The sequence below is a fragment of the Nostoc sp. LPT genome, from assembly GCF_017115165.1.
GTDB lineage: Bacteria > Cyanobacteriota > Cyanobacteriia > Cyanobacteriales > Nostocaceae > Nostoc.
The window spans coordinates 90,953-104,896 of record NZ_JABXKF010000053.1; the positions used below are offsets into that span (position 1 = coordinate 90,953).

Below are 13,944 nucleotides of genomic sequence, written 5' to 3' on the forward strand. Positions count from 1 at the left end.
TCATAATTAGTATATCAACGTTTTTTTACCCCACCCTAACCCTCCCCTTTACAAGGGGAGGGAACTAGATTTTCCAGTTTCCCCCCTTTACAAGGGGGGATTAAGGGGGGTAAAAATTCGATTAAAATCACAGCCAATCACTTTTAAAACAACCTCTAAGATGACCACTCTACAAGATTGAATAATTTATTTGTTGGAAATCCCTTATTTATTTTTCCGATGTATTAACTAATAACTTAAAAGGATGTTTGAAAAGTCCTCTTGTCGGTATCAAAAGTTTTAGATCCCTCTAAATCTCCCTTAGAAAGGGAGACTTTGATTCCGGTTCCCCCCTTTTTAAGGGGGGTTAGGGGGGATCTAAAAGTGCCTAAAGTCACAGCGAAACACTTTTCAAACAACCTCTAAGTAAGTAAGTAAGCAAGAATAAATCAAACTATATTACATAATATAAAATTAATTAAAGTAGTAAGTAGAACGCGTTGGCAATTATTGCCTATATAGAGAAGTGGATATTAGGAGACTTATAGATGAGTGACGAAGATCAGTATGATGTCTTCCTTTGCCACAATAGCAAAGACAAGCCTGAAGTTATAGAAATTGCTCATGAATTAAGAAGACAAGGAATTAAACCTTGGCTAGATAAGTGGGCACTTCGTCCTGGTTTAGCATGGCAGTCTTTACTAGAGGAACAAATAGAAAATATTAAATCAGCAGCAGTTTTTGTCGGTAGCAGTGGACTTGGCCCCTGGCAAAGTACAGAGATGAGAGCTTTTTTAAACGAATTTGTAGAGAGAGGCTGTCCCGTGATTCCCGTTTTGCTTGGGAATACACCACAGCAGCCTAAACTCCCAATTTTTCTTAGGGGTCATACTTGGGTTGACTTTCGGACAGATACTGAGGCTATGGAAAACTTAATTTGGGGTATTACTGGAAAACCGCCAGAGCGAAAACCAAAGCCACAGCCAGTAATTCAAGCCGACGACCTCAGTTCTGAGAAGAAAGTAAACTACACGCGATTGCGAGATTTGCTAGCAGCAGGCAAGTGGAAAGAAGCGGATGAGGAAACTTTAGCTGTCATGCTCAAGGCATCTAGCAGGGAAAAGGAAGGCTGGTTAAATCCCGAATCCATCAATAATTTTCCCTGTACTGACTTACGCACCATTGACCAACTTTGGGTAAAATATAGCAAGGGGCGCTTTGGCTTTAGCGTTCAGAAGAAAATTTATCTAGAATGTGGTGGGAAGGCTGACGGTGAATATTATGAAGAAGCCTGGGAAAAATTTGGCGATCGCGTAGGATGGAAAGTGAAAGGAAACTGGATAGGCGACGAAGAAGTAGCTTTTAACACTTCAGCACCTGAAGGACACCTCCCCTCTTTGTGGTTTAGGTTTCGTCGTCGTGGTTTTTTGGGGTGGTCTCGGTTACTTACTTCTTTTCTCGCATCAAGACTTGTGAAGTGTAACATTTAAGCACTTCAGACTTTTATAAATATTTGTAACAAGGTTGTTTTCTACGAGTTAATCAACATTTCAGAGATCCGATACCTGGCACTGGCGGCTGATAGCAATTTGCTTGAATAAACTTTTCTGCTACCTCCTGCACCTCAGTACTTTCTGACACCCTCTGCTTGTCCCAAGGTAAACTCAACTGTCCCGGTGACTTTTTCGACTTAACTTTAATCTTCATTCCCGCTAACAGGTGACTCCCCCAGTGGTTTCTTTTCTCTGGCTTTGCCTGTGGTCGATATTTCTTGCAAAATCCTCGGTATCTAGCAGCGCATTCATCCAAAGTTTTTCCCAATTGCAAAAATGCCGGATGCCACGCCCTAACGGGAAGTCAAAAATCAAAAGTCAAAAGTCAAAAGTTTATTTTTCTAGCTTTGCTTTAGTTGTTACGATTGATTTAGCAATAATTTTAATTAACTGTTCACACTCATCTAAAAGGTTTTTTACTTGTGTCTCAGTCGTCATTTCTGATTTAATTAACAGCTTCAACCAGTATTTTGTTTCTTTTGCCTCTTTCAGAGCTATTGATTGCTTGCTGATAAAATCCTTATTACTTTCAGCAGACTGAGATTCTTCAATATTTGCACCAATTGATGTCCCCGATCTGAATAACTGAGCAGCTAATAATCTTGGTGTTCCTGGTTGTTTATCTAAATAAGAGCAAAGCTTTGTTATTCTCACAGCAAACTCAAATGCTCTATCAGGAATGGGGATATAATTACTCATACTAAAAAGTATATCAAAGCTCAAGTGTTATTTTTGACTTTTGACTTTTGACTTTTAACTTCCCCAAAGGGCTGTGATTGCTCATGATGCAAAGGCCATAGAGTATGAATCCATATTTCTCCTTTGCTTTCTTAATGGCGTAGAGAAACACCTCCCGGCACTCCAGACGAGTGAGGCGAAATTCGCGGTTATTACAACGAGTGGTGATGTGATAGCAAAATCCAGGTTGAAAATTTCGCGGTGAACGAGTCATAAACCAATACAATTCAGATAAGACCAAAACACTTGTAGAGACGGCGATTTATCGCGTCTCTGAACCGTATTTAGTCATAAACAATTCGTAATTAAAAGTTTTCCCAATTTAAAATCCCCCCACATCTTTGTAAATGCAGGAGGAATGTTAACAATTCAAAATTCAAAATTCAAAATTCAAAATTGTTTCACATAGGATTTAAACGCTTTCTGCAAACAGCCCACTTAAAAACTATTCAGCAGCTTTGTTATTAGCTCTATTAGCACGTGCCTCAGCCGAAGCCATCACTTCATCGAAATTTTCTAGCACTTCGCCAGGGAAGTTTTCCAAAACTCTGGTAGAAAGAGCAACCCGCCCTTTACCTTCATCCAAGTCAATAATTACAGCTTTAATTGGCTGACCAACTTGAAATACTTTTTCTAAAGAATCAATAAATTTCTGGCTTACCTGCTTGATATGAAGTAGGGCGCTCATGCCACTTAAATCGACAAACACACCAAAAGGTTTGATACCAGTAACTTTGCCTTCCACCAGTTGACCTAGTTCCAATAAGCTGAAGTTGCTAGAACGAGTTGCTAAACGCTGGGAAAGGATGAGTTTGTTAGTGTTTTTATTAATTTCCAAAAAGCCTACAGTCAGATTTTGACCTTTGAGTGCTTCTAAATTATCACGCTCTGCCAGGTGCGATCGCGGAATAAATCCCCGTAAAGAAAGAATATCGACGGTGACACCACCTTTATTCACACCCATAACCCGTACTTGCACAGTCTGAGCATTTTCCTGCATTTCGGTCAGTCGTTCCCAGATGTGCTGAATTTCCAACTGCTTTCGAGAAAGGGTAACTTGACCTTCTGCATCCTGATCTCGGATAATCAAAAATTGCATTTCCTCTTGCAATGGCAGCACCTCCGATAAATCGGTAACTGCTCTCAAAGAAGCCTCATCGCGCGGCAGAAAAGCTGACGACTTGCCACCAATATCAACATAGGCTCCATCATGGTCAAGTTGGAAAACTTTGCCATTTACAAGCTGTCCCTTTTGAAATTGGTAGTCGTGTTTTTCTAGTGCTTTAGCAAAATCGTCCATTGTAAAGGACGAATTGGCTGTTTGAGAAAGTTTCGATTCGGAATTCATGACTTTTGAAGATTAGTTGTTATTTGATATGGTGCAACTGAAGTTTAGATTGTCATTTGTCATTAATCATTAGTCATTTGTTATTCACCAATGACCAATGACAAACTTGGCTGCGTATGCTTCAGTTCAGTTGACCAAAGAGTTGTTTTACTTGCTCCCAAGCATCAGCCGCAGCTTTAGGATTATAACTGGCGCGATGGTCACAGAAAAATCCGTGATCAGCTCCATCGTAGCGAAACACACGATGAGGAATTTTATATTTTTCTAACTCTGCTGCAATTTCATCTACTTGTTCGGCTGGGATGCTAGTATCTTCCCTGCCAAAGAAGGCATAGAGAGTACCTGCTATTTCTTTGGTGCGGGTGACAGTAGGAGCGCCACCTCCGGGCGTGCGAGTGGTAATTCCAGCACCGTAAAAGGAAGCCGTAGCTTTAATATCTGGCAAGGTGGCTGCAAGATATGCGACATGACCGCCAAAGCAGAAGCCAATACAGCCAAAACCATCTTTTTTCACTTGAGGCAGATTTTTGAGGTAGTCAATTGCTAGTTGAATATCGCTCAATAACTGTGATGCTTGAGTTTGCATAGCGTAGCTTCTGCCTGTTTCAATATCTTCGGGTGTGTATCCGGTTTCAAAGCCAGGAGCAATCCGTTGAAAAAGAGCAGGTGCGATTGCTACATACCCAAGTTTGGCAATCCTTTCTGTAACTTCCCGAATGTGAGTGTTGATACCAAAAATTTCTTGTAATACTACAACGCCTGGGTAAGAGCCAGGTTCTTTTGGTTCTGCCAGATAAGCAGACACTTGAATATTATCTTGCAAAAGATTAACCGTTGTGGTAATTGTTGCTTGCTCTGTCATAATAATTTTTACCAGTGCTATGTGATTAGCCGTGTGTTTATTTGATATAACTATGCCAGTATGCCTAGCTTTTTTCTAATTAAATTATCAATTACCAATAGTGAGCGCATTAGAAATTTGTATCAGAAAAACTTTATATGTAAATAAACATATTTGAGATGTAGCAAATGTAGCTGGTCACAAAAGAAGGCTGAGTTAAAAGTGTTGAGTATAAAAGCAACACTTAATACTCAAAACCCAGCACTCAGCACTCATTAGCACTTAGTATTCAGGAGGTTTGGTGATGATTCAATTCCGTATTCAGCCAGACAGCGAAATTCCCGCATCAACCCAGCTGTTTAATCAAATCCGATTTGCGATCGCTTCTCGGCAATATCCCCCAGCTTACAAATTACCAAGCACACGAGCGCTGGCAATGCAAACCGGGTTACACCGTAATACCATAAGTAAGGTTTACCGTCAACTAGAGGAAGACGGATTTGTCGAAAGTATGGCTGGTTCGGGTATTTATGTTCGTGCCCAAGGTCATGAGGGCGGTAGTAGGCTGCAATCACCAATTCTCAAGCAAAATCCTCATGCCTATCAAGTTGTCCAGCAAGCACTTGACGAGTTGCTCTCTCAAGGATGTTCGCTAAATCAAGCCAGAGAGCTATTTTTAGCGGAAATTGACTGGCGCTTGCGTTGTAGTGCGCGGGTACTGGTTGCAGTTCCATCTTATGACATCGGTGCTGGGGAGTTGATGGTGTATGAATTAGAACGATCGCTAAAAATCCCAGTCCAGTTGGTAGCAATGGAAGAATTAACAGCTGTGTTAGATAAAACTACCTCTGCGACAGTAGTCACCAGTCGGTATTTTATCAGTAATGTAGAAGCGATCGCAGCTCCAAAAGCTGCACGAGTAATTCCTCTCGATATCTACGACTACAGCAAAGAACTCAACTTATTGAAAACCCTACCAAAAGAAAACTGTGTTGGGATAGTTAGCCTTAGTTCCGGGATTGCACGAGCCGCAGAAGTCATCCTCCACGGTTTGCGGGGTGATGAACTACTGGTAATGACTTCGCAACCAAAAGATGCCTATAAACTTCAGGCTATGGTTAAACGGGCTGAGGTAATCATCAGCGATCAAGCCAGTTATGCGGCAGTGCAAGCAGCCGTGCAAGCATCTGATGAAGATATTATTCGTCCACCAAAGCTGATTAAGGTTGAAAATTATATCGGCGCTAACTCGATTAACTTGCTAAAACGAGAACTGGGTTTAAGTTAATCTCAAGATTAATTCTACCAACATCTTTGAGAGCAACTGATACAGGAGGGATGGGATAGTGCAGATTGTGATTGTGGGTGCAGGCCCAACAGGTGTAACTCTTGCCCTGCTTCTTGTAAAACGTGGTATTACTGTAACCTTAATTGAAGCAGCAAAAGACTTCCATCGTGTATTTCGCGGTGAAGGATTAATGCCAAGTGGCTTAGATGCTTTAGAGGAAATGGGTCTATCGGCCTTGTTGGAGGATATTCCCCATCGACAACTCGACGCGTGGGAATTCATTATAGGGGACAAGCAGTTGTTTCAAGTTGATGAACCAATAGGGGCAACCCAACCCTGTACACTGGTTTCACAACCACCATTACTCAAAGCACTGATTTCGGAAGCTCAAACCAATGATGGGTTTAAATTTATCCAGGGTGTTCCTGTCAAGGATTTGCTGTGGAGTAATCAACGTGTCGCAGGTGTAACACTGAGCGATGGGAGAGAATTTGCTGCTGACTTAGTGATTGGGGCAGATGGTCGAAATTCCCTGGTGCGACAACGTGTAGGATTGGAATTGGTACGCCAGCCTAAAAATATTGATATTCTTTGGTTTAAACTTGCCGCCAGCCCTGAGTTTGCAAAGAATAATGTGTTTCGTACTATTTTAAATGGCGATCGCGCATTTAGCATCTTTCACGGAGCAGAGTCAGGAAAACTACATCTGGCTTGGATAATGTCCGCAACCGAAAATACTGACTGGAAACAAGCCAACTGGGCAGAAATTTTTGCTTCACTATCACCCTCATGGCTAGCAGAGCATTTCCGTAATCATGCAGACACCATCGAATCCCCGATTCAGCTCTCTGTTGTGGTTGGTTATTGTCCCCAATGGCACGCACCAGGGGTACTGCTTCTGGGTGACGCTGCACACCCAATGTCTCCTGTCCGTGTTCAAGGAATTAATCTGGCATTGCGTGATGTGATTGTCGCCGCTAATTATCTTGTGCCGTTGTTGCACAAAGAAACTGGACACCAGGATATTGATATGGCATTATCGCATATCCAAGCAGAACGGGAGCCAGAAATTATCCGCGCCCAGCAACTCCAGTTAGAAGAAGCTAAACAAGGTGAACTACTGCGAAAAAATGCACTGCTGCGTTCGCTGTTGATTCAACTTGCTCCCTTGCTCCGTAAAACAATTCAAAAGTCTTGGTTAAAGCGACAATATGAAATGCGTCAAGGTATCACACAGGTACACTTAACTGTTTAAAAAACCGCTATTAATTATCCGACTTGTGGTTTTGGCGTGTTAACTTGCAAAAACTCTTGTACACGTTGCAGATAAGTTGGTACATCTTCCAACATTGGGAAATGCGCTGTGTTGGGAATCATCACAAATTCCACTTTGTCACTTAGTGCAGCTGCTTGACGCCCCATCTCGGCTGGAATAATCTTGTCATACTCCCCTGCTACAAGTAAAGTCGGCACTGTTAGCTTGGCAAACTCAAGGGGCATCACTTCAGCCTGAGCCTTACTGACTGAAGTAAAAATTGTCCCTAAAGCCGCATCGTAATCTGCTTCGAGAAAATCTTCTAAAAAAGCTTGCCGCTCAGGATGTGGTATGGAACTATATAAAAATCTGGCCATAAACATCTGGTCAACAAATGGAATTTTGCTTAACCATTTGGGACGGAATTTAACTACATAGCCACCAAATTTATGAAAAGCACTAAAGGATTTTTCATCGTACTCAAAAATACCGCTACAAGTTAAAATTCCTCGTTCTACTCGTTCGGGATAGCGGTTAAAAAATAAAGTGGCAACAGAAGCACCCATTGAATGAGCATGGATATAAACACGCTGAATATGCAACCCATCTAGCAAAGCTGCCAAATCATCAGCGTATTCCTCTAATTCATAGGTTAACTCTCTGATTGCCTCTGATTCTTCCTGTGGTGACTCAGACTCAGCAACAGCTTCACTTGCTTGGGCGATAGTTGGCTTCCCACGAGAACGGCCAAATCCCCGCAAATCGTAGAGTAAACAATCAAATTGCTCCGATAGAGCATCAGCAGTATTTTGCCAATACCTAGCCGAACCAGCCCAACCGTGCATGAAAACCATCACCGGTTTTACCAGAGAACCGGATGGTTTTTTCACCCATTTGTAGTAATGCTCAACGCCACGAACATTAATATAAGGCATTAGTCATTTGTCCTTTGTCAGTTGTCATTAGTCCCTGGTACATGGTTATTATTCCTTATTTTTTGACCAATGACTAATGACTAATGACTATCAAGCAGATTCTGGCTTCGGTAGTGAAGACGGATGTATTATTAGTTCAGCAGTCGATCGCTTCTCGACCATTTCCCTTGTAACTGTACAGCGTGTCACATCCTTACGGGATGGTAACTCATACATTACGTCTAACATCAATTCTTCGACAATACCACGTAACGCTCTAGCACCAGTTTTACGGCGGTAAGCTTCTTGAGCGATCGCTCGTAAAGCATCTGCTTTAAAATCTAATTGGACATTATCCATTTTCAGCAGCTTTTGGTACTGCTTCACTAAGGCGCTGCGTGGTTGGGTGAGAATCGCCATCAGTGCTTCTTCATCTAGCGGATCTACTACTGCTACCATTGGCATCCGCCCAATAAATTCTGGAATCAGGCCAAATTTTACTAAATCATCCGGTTCTAGATGGCGAAGAGTGTCTGCTGCTCGTTTCTCCTTCGATTGCCCTTCTCCCGGTTGCACAAAGCCGATTGCTTTTTTGCCAACTCTCTGATCTACAATTTTTTCTAAGCCTACGAAAGCACCACCACAGACGAACAAAATATTACTTGTATCAATCTGGATGCAGTCTTGATAAGGATGCTTGCGCCCTCCTTGGGGTGGTACATTGGCGATCGTTCCCTCTAACATTTTCAGCAAGGCTTGCTGCACGCCTTCGCCAGAAACATCGCGGGTAATTGACGTGTTCTCGCTCTTACGAGCAATTTTGTCAATTTCGTCAATGTAAATAATTCCCCGTTGCGCTTCCTCTATATCCAAATCTGCCACCTGCAATAGTCGCAGCAAGATATTTTCCACATCTTCTCCTACATACCCTGCTTCCGTCAGCGTCGTCGCATCGGCGACAGCAAAGGGTACATCCAGGATTTTCGCTAGAGTTTGCGCTAAGAGAGTTTTGCCGCAACCAGTCGGGCCAATTAACAAAATGTTGGACTTTTGCAGTTCTATGGCGTCATCCGCCCCAGGTTTGCCACTGGCTTTAGATTGAATGACTGCCAGCCGCTTGTAGTGATTGTAAACAGCTACTGACAGCACTTTCTTCGCTTCATCTTGACCAATGACGTGTTCGTCTAGATACTTTTTAATCTCTCTTGGCTTGGGTATTTGATTAAACGAAATACTAGCAGAGTGGGTACGCCGTTTTTCAGGTGGCTCTGCTCTTGGTGCTGGTTGTGCTGCCGCACCATTGGTATCGAGTAACTCCTCGTCTAGTATTTCATTACACAAGTCAACGCATTCATCGCAGATGTAGACTCCCGGCCCTGCGATTAATTTACGCACCTGCTCTTGAGACTTGCCACAAAATGAACATTTTAAATGGGAGTCGTACTTAGACATACCAGCCTCTTATTTCAGAATGGTGACGTTTTCCCCTGCTACGGGAAGATTTTGTCTGGAAATGACCTGATCAATCAAACCGTAGTTTTTTGCCTCTTCTGCCGACATAAAAAAGTCGCGCTCAGTATCTGCTTCAATTCTTTCTAAGGGTTGACCAGTATGGTGAGCCATTAACTGATTCAACTTAGCCTTAACATAAAGAATTTCTCTGGCTTGAATTTCAATGTCAATGGCTTGACCTTGAGCGCCACCAAGTGGTTGGTGAATCATAATCCGGGAGTCGGGCAGAGACATTCGCTTACCGGCAGCTCCTGCTGTCAACAAAAATGCCCCCATGCTCGCGGCTAATCCAAAACAGATGGTAACAACATCAGGGCGAATTTGCTGTATTGTATCATAGATTGCCATCCCTGCGTAGACGGAGCCGCCAGGAGAATTAACATACAGTTGGATGTCTTTTTCTGAGTCTTCAGCGTCTAGGAATAACAATTGAGCCACAATTGAGTTGGCTACGGCATCGTCTATTGGCGTTCCTAAAAAGATAATCCGCTCTCGCAGCAGGCGGGAGTAGATGTCGAAAGCTCTTTCTCCCATGCCAGATTGCTCTATCACCATCGGTACGATGTTGCTAGGGCTGCTTAACTGGGAGTTAATGTTTATTCGACTTAAGTTGCTGATTGGGGAATTTCCCGACTGCGATTCAAGCATACAAGCTTTCTTTGACGATTATTTAGGACAAATGTTTCAGCAGCGGATGCTGCCTTTTCAACGAATGGAATTTTTATAAGCTACGTGTTAACCATTATGCCTCATATAATTTCTTCTCGTGTAACACAGTATCAAGCTCAAGTGATAACAGGTGTCACTATTTGCCGAAAATTCATTAATTCTTTAATTATTTTGACTTCATCCCTAAGTTATGGGGCATTGGGCATGGGGCAAAACAGTTCCTCTCTTCGGAAGCGGGGCGTTTAGCCCGTTCCGAGTTCCCAGTCCTGAGTAAAGAAGCGAGATTTCCAACTCAGCACTCAGCACTCATGACTCAGCACTCTTGAGGGGCATTGGTTATTTCTCCCTGTACTTCCTCATCTCCCTTAGCTTACCCATTTCACCAGTACTTTAACTCAGAACTGGTGAACTCATGGCTGTGGGATTTTTTATTATTCTTCTGTGACTTCTATAGAAGTTTCGCTGTTTCCTTCCTCAGTCTGAGGTGCATCACCATCAGCATCTGATTCTGCGTCTTCTGTTTCCTCCTCAGCACTCAAAGAACCTTCAGGTACAAGTTCAACTGATGAGTGTTCTAAGAGCCAATCGATGATTTTTTCGGTTAACAGTTCGTTTTCCACGATTGAGCGCAGTTTATCTTCATCAACGTCCTGTTCCTCTGAGTATTGCTCCAAAAGTTCTGTGACTCTGGCTGCGATTTCTTCTGGTGTTACCTCGATAGATTCGCGTTTGCCGATTTCCCGCAAGGATAAGGAGCGTTTGATGCGTTCAATTGCTTCAGTACGCGATCGCTCCCGCAATTGCCCAATAATATCTTGAGTAAACAGCTTTCTCACATCCAATCCCTGCTGAGACAGCCGGATAGCTGTTTGCGTTAGCATTGCATCCACTTCTTGCTCAATCAAAGTTGCTGGTAAGTCAACTTCTACGTGCTTGAGCAGTTCCGTTAACAAGGCTTCCTGCTTATTGGTTTTTGTTTTGTCGTCCGCCTCTTTTTGATATCGCTCTACCAAAGAAGCGCGTAACTCCTCTAAGCTTTCAAAATCGCTAATTTCTTGGGCAAAATCGTCATTTACTTCTGGTAGCTCCTTTTCCTTCAATTCTTTAAGCGTTACCGTGAAAGTTGCCGCTTTTCCAGCTAACTCTTCATTAGCATACGGATCTGGGAACTGCGCCGCAATTTCTTTAGTTTCTTCCGGATTCATCCCCACTATTCCCAAAATAAAGCCTGGAATAAACTTATCTTCTTGCAACTCAACTTGAAAATCAGTTGCTTCGGCTCCGGGAATCGGTTCTAGTTCAGCTGTTTCGTCTTCGCCCTCAACTCTGGCGAATGAACCTTTAAAATCGACTACGGCAATATCGCTGATTTGGGCTGCACGTCCTTCCACAGGAATCAATGTCGCCAATTCTTGACGTTCCTTGTCCAGCGTGTTCTCCACTTGCTCTAGATCGAACTTTACTTCTTCAGCCTTGGCTTGTAAATCAGTGTACTGCACTAGATTCACTTCTGGTTCTACATCCACAGCAGCCGAAATCGTCAAGGGTTTTCCAGGTTCATAATTATTAATCAAATCTTCAAAAGAGGAGCGCAATTGCGGCTGACCGATTGCTGGGATGGCTTCTTGTTTGACTGCTTGCTCAATACCATCTTGAATTAGTTCTTCCAGCGCTGCTGCTTTGATTCGAGTTGTACCCAGCCGTTGTAGTAATATCGGCCGAGGCACCTTGCCTTTACGAAACCCAGGAATATTGGCAGTACTCGCTAAGTTTTTAATGACCTGTTCGTAAGTTTGCTTGGTAATTTCCGGTGTAATCTCTATTTCCAGGCCAATTTGGCTGGCGGGAAGTTTTTCCTGGGTAACTTTCATGCTTCGTCTCTAGTTTTCTGGTATTTTATACTCCGAGTACACACAAAACGCAATAAAATAATTGTTTGCGTTTATGGCTTGATGTCTCTTAGGGGTAACGGGAGTTTGCCAAAAGGTCTTGTGACATCCAAGAATGGATATTTGTCCTGGGGCAAAGATCCAGTTTACTGCCAATTATCAAGGACTTGACATTTTACCTTCATAACAATTTGGTTAATGGGGCATTGGTATTAGGGGAGAGGTTACAGGTGATAGGGAATAAATCTGTAACCTGTATGTACCTTGTCACCTCTACCCTTTAACCTGTACCTTATTACCTTCTTCACTCCCGACTCACTCTAAAACTTGGGAATTAATTATTCAGTGGGCTAACGCTGTGATATCCTGGTTCTCAAAGAGTGGTTAGTACCCCAAGGTTAAAGTTATAGTATTGAGTCTAGTTTTTATCTAGCTATTATTAAGTTATGTGTGGTACGAGAACGCATCTGTTACTTAACCGCATAGCTCAGTTTGAAGTTGTGCTGGCTTTATGCATTTTGATCTTAGTATATTTATCATCTTGGTAAGCAAGTTTGCAATCAATATATTTATTTCTTTACAGGTAGGATGCTTAGTTAAACGCCTAAGTGCAGATATATCTCCGTTCTTCTAATAAATTGCGGTTTGTTGTATAATATATAGTTATAGTTAAAATCGATGAAAAAATGTTATTTGAAAATGCAACATCACTTAAATTATTAAACAAACAAAAAAATAAATGTATTAAATATATATAGACTAAGTTAAAGAAAAATATAAACCTATTAAAATGTATTTTCAGACTGCGATCGCTATTTAAATATAACTAAATTGTCAATTGTTCCAAAAAATTGCAGATTTAAGTCTCTTAAAGGAGGAAACAAGTTTGTCGAAATCCTATCGTTTAGCTATTTTAGGAGCGACTGGTGCAGTAGGCACAGAGTTGCTGGAATTATTAGAAAGTCGTAATTTCCCGGTTGCTGGCTTGAAGTTATTGGCATCAGAGCGGAGTGTCGGGCGATCGCTGCGGTTTCAAGGTGAAAATATACCAATAGAATCAGTGAGCGATCGCGCCTTTGAAAATGTCGATATAGTACTAGCTAGTGCAGGTGGTTCCACATCCAAAACTTGGGCAGCAGTTGCTGTGGAAAAAGGCGCAGTGGTAATTGACAACTCCAGTGCCTTTCGGATGAACCCGGAAGTTCCCTTAGTAGTACCAGAGGTAAATCCCCAAGCTGCAGCGAATCACCAAGGCATTATCGCTAACCCCAACTGTACAACGATTTTGATGGCTGTGGCAGTCTGGCCATTGCATAAAGTTAAACCAGTGCAACGCATCGTCGCTGCAACCTACCAATCTGCTAGTGGTGCTGGGGCTAGGGCAATGGCAGAAGTTAAAACCCAAACAAGCGCTATACTACAAGGACAGCCAGCGATTGCCGAAATATTGCCTTACCCATTGGCATTTAATTTATTCCCGCATAACTCCCCATTAAACGATTTGGGTTATTGTGAGGAAGAAATGAAAATGGTCAACGAAACCCGAAAAATATTTGGTACGCAGCAAATCAGAATCACTGCAACCTGTATACGGGTTCCCGTACTCCGCGCTCACTCAGAAGCCATTAATTTAGAATTTGAGACTCCCTTTAGTGCCAAGGAAGCCAGAGAAATTTTAAATTCCTCCCCTGGAGTAAAATTGGTAGAAGATTGGGGAGCGAATCATTTTCCGATGCCAATAGAAGCAACCGGTCGAGATGAAGTTTTAGTGGGAAGAATTCGCCAGGATATTTCTCATACTTGTGGCTTGGAATTATGGTTATGTGGCGACCAAATTCGCAAAGGGGCAGCATTGAATGCAGTACAAATCGCCGAGTTATTAGTAGAGAAAAATCTACTAAAACCATTAGCTATTAGTCACTAGTCATTGGTCATTGATCATTAGGAAAGTGACAAAT

Annotated in this window: 12 protein-coding genes; 4 read left to right on the plus strand and 8 right to left on the minus strand. The window is 42.4% G+C overall.

Going from position 1 to position 13,944, the window contains the following annotated elements:
- The first annotated feature begins 527 nt into the window (after positions 1-527).
- Positions 528-1,469: a GUN4 domain-containing protein gene (locus HWQ58_RS12465; RefSeq protein WP_292862425.1), complete on the plus strand. Its 942-nt coding sequence runs from the start codon at positions 528-530 to the stop codon at positions 1,467-1,469.
- Between the two features lie 52 nt (positions 1,470-1,521).
- Here the strand turns inward: HWQ58_RS12465 and HWQ58_RS12470 are convergent, their stop codons facing one another.
- The 4 genes from HWQ58_RS12470 to HWQ58_RS12490 all read right to left on the minus strand — a co-directional run bounded on the left by HWQ58_RS12470 (position 1,522) and on the right by HWQ58_RS12490 (position 4,480).
- A complete protein-coding gene (locus tag HWQ58_RS12470; protein ID WP_292862428.1) occupies positions 1,522-1,800 on the minus strand; it encodes a hypothetical protein in 279 nt (92 codons plus the stop codon).
- Positions 1,801-1,865: 65 nt separating this feature from the next.
- Positions 1,866-2,231, minus strand: coding sequence for a four helix bundle protein (locus tag HWQ58_RS12475; protein WP_292862431.1), 366 nt, complete (start codon positions 2,229-2,231; stop codon positions 1,866-1,868).
- A 484-nt stretch (positions 2,232-2,715) separates the two neighbouring features.
- The gene (locus HWQ58_RS12485) at positions 2,716-3,618 is read right to left on the minus strand and encodes a S1 RNA-binding domain-containing protein (protein ID WP_292862437.1); all 903 of its coding nucleotides are present in this window, start codon (positions 3,616-3,618) and stop codon (positions 2,716-2,718) included.
- Positions 3,619-3,739: 121 nt separating this feature from the next.
- Positions 3,740-4,480 (minus strand): dienelactone hydrolase family protein, encoded by a 741-nt coding sequence (locus HWQ58_RS12490; protein WP_292862442.1) that lies wholly within the window; start codon positions 4,478-4,480, stop codon positions 3,740-3,742.
- A 283-nt stretch (positions 4,481-4,763) separates the two neighbouring features.
- Here HWQ58_RS12490 and HWQ58_RS12495 point away from each other — a divergent pair, with 283 nt between their 5' ends.
- Together HWQ58_RS12495 and HWQ58_RS12500 are read left to right on the plus strand one after the other, a co-directional pair.
- Positions 4,764-5,747, plus strand: coding sequence for a GntR family transcriptional regulator (locus HWQ58_RS12495; RefSeq protein WP_292862446.1), 984 nt, complete (start codon positions 4,764-4,766; stop codon positions 5,745-5,747).
- 55 nt (positions 5,748-5,802) lie between these two features.
- Positions 5,803-7,002, plus strand: a complete 1,200-nt coding sequence (locus HWQ58_RS12500) for an FAD-dependent oxidoreductase (RefSeq protein WP_292862628.1) — start codon at positions 5,803-5,805, stop codon at positions 7,000-7,002.
- Between the two features lie 14 nt (positions 7,003-7,016).
- On the opposite strand, the gene HWQ58_RS12505 is transcribed toward HWQ58_RS12500, so the two are convergent.
- The 4 genes from HWQ58_RS12505 to tig form a co-directional block, all read right to left on the minus strand.
- Positions 7,017-7,937 (minus strand): alpha/beta hydrolase, encoded by a 921-nt coding sequence (locus HWQ58_RS12505; protein WP_292862449.1) that lies wholly within the window; start codon positions 7,935-7,937, stop codon positions 7,017-7,019.
- Positions 7,938-8,027: 90 nt separating this feature from the next.
- The gene (clpX, locus tag HWQ58_RS12510; RefSeq protein ID WP_292775233.1) at positions 8,028-9,368 is read right to left on the minus strand and encodes an ATP-dependent protease ATP-binding subunit ClpX; all 1,341 of its coding nucleotides are present in this window, start codon (positions 9,366-9,368) and stop codon (positions 8,028-8,030) included.
- Between the two features lie 9 nt (positions 9,369-9,377).
- Entirely contained in the window at positions 9,378-10,076 is a 699-nt protein-coding gene (gene clpP, locus HWQ58_RS12515) for an ATP-dependent Clp endopeptidase proteolytic subunit ClpP (protein WP_104905916.1), read from the minus strand.
- Between the two features lie 452 nt (positions 10,077-10,528).
- On the minus strand, positions 10,529-11,968 hold the full coding sequence (gene tig / locus HWQ58_RS12520) for a trigger factor (protein WP_292862454.1): 1,440 nt from the start codon (positions 11,966-11,968) through the stop codon (positions 10,529-10,531).
- A 904-nt stretch (positions 11,969-12,872) separates the two neighbouring features.
- Between tig and HWQ58_RS12525 the strand changes: the two genes are divergently transcribed.
- Positions 12,873-13,910, plus strand: coding sequence for an aspartate-semialdehyde dehydrogenase (locus tag HWQ58_RS12525; protein ID WP_292862457.1), 1,038 nt, complete (start codon positions 12,873-12,875; stop codon positions 13,908-13,910).
- Positions 13,911-13,944 lie beyond the last annotated feature (34 nt).

What these genes read in the sequence shown, in the direction of transcription:
- HWQ58_RS12485 (WP_292862437.1), bottom strand. Translation starts at nt 3,618, where the DNA reads ATGAATTCCGAATCGAAACTTTCTCAAACAGCCAATTCGTCCTTTACA.
- HWQ58_RS12490 (WP_292862442.1), bottom strand. Translation starts at nt 4,480, where the DNA reads ATGACAGAGCAAGCAACAATTACCACAACGGTTAATCTTTTGCAAGAT.
- HWQ58_RS12465 (WP_292862425.1), top strand. Translation starts at nt 528, where the DNA reads ATGAGTGACGAAGATCAGTATGATGTCTTCCTTTGCCACAATAGCAAA.
- clpP (WP_104905916.1), bottom strand. Translation starts at nt 10,076, where the DNA reads ATGCTTGAATCGCAGTCGGGAAATTCCCCAATCAGCAACTTAAGTCGA.
- clpX (WP_292775233.1), bottom strand. Translation starts at nt 9,368, where the DNA reads ATGTCTAAGTACGACTCCCATTTAAAATGTTCATTTTGTGGCAAGTCT.
- tig (WP_292862454.1), bottom strand. Translation starts at nt 11,968, where the DNA reads ATGAAAGTTACCCAGGAAAAACTTCCCGCCAGCCAAATTGGCCTGGAA.
- HWQ58_RS12505 (WP_292862449.1), bottom strand. Translation starts at nt 7,937, where the DNA reads ATGCCTTATATTAATGTTCGTGGCGTTGAGCATTACTACAAATGGGTG.
- HWQ58_RS12495 (WP_292862446.1), top strand. Translation starts at nt 4,764, where the DNA reads ATGATTCAATTCCGTATTCAGCCAGACAGCGAAATTCCCGCATCAACC.
- HWQ58_RS12475 (WP_292862431.1), bottom strand. Translation starts at nt 2,231, where the DNA reads ATGAGTAATTATATCCCCATTCCTGATAGAGCATTTGAGTTTGCTGTG.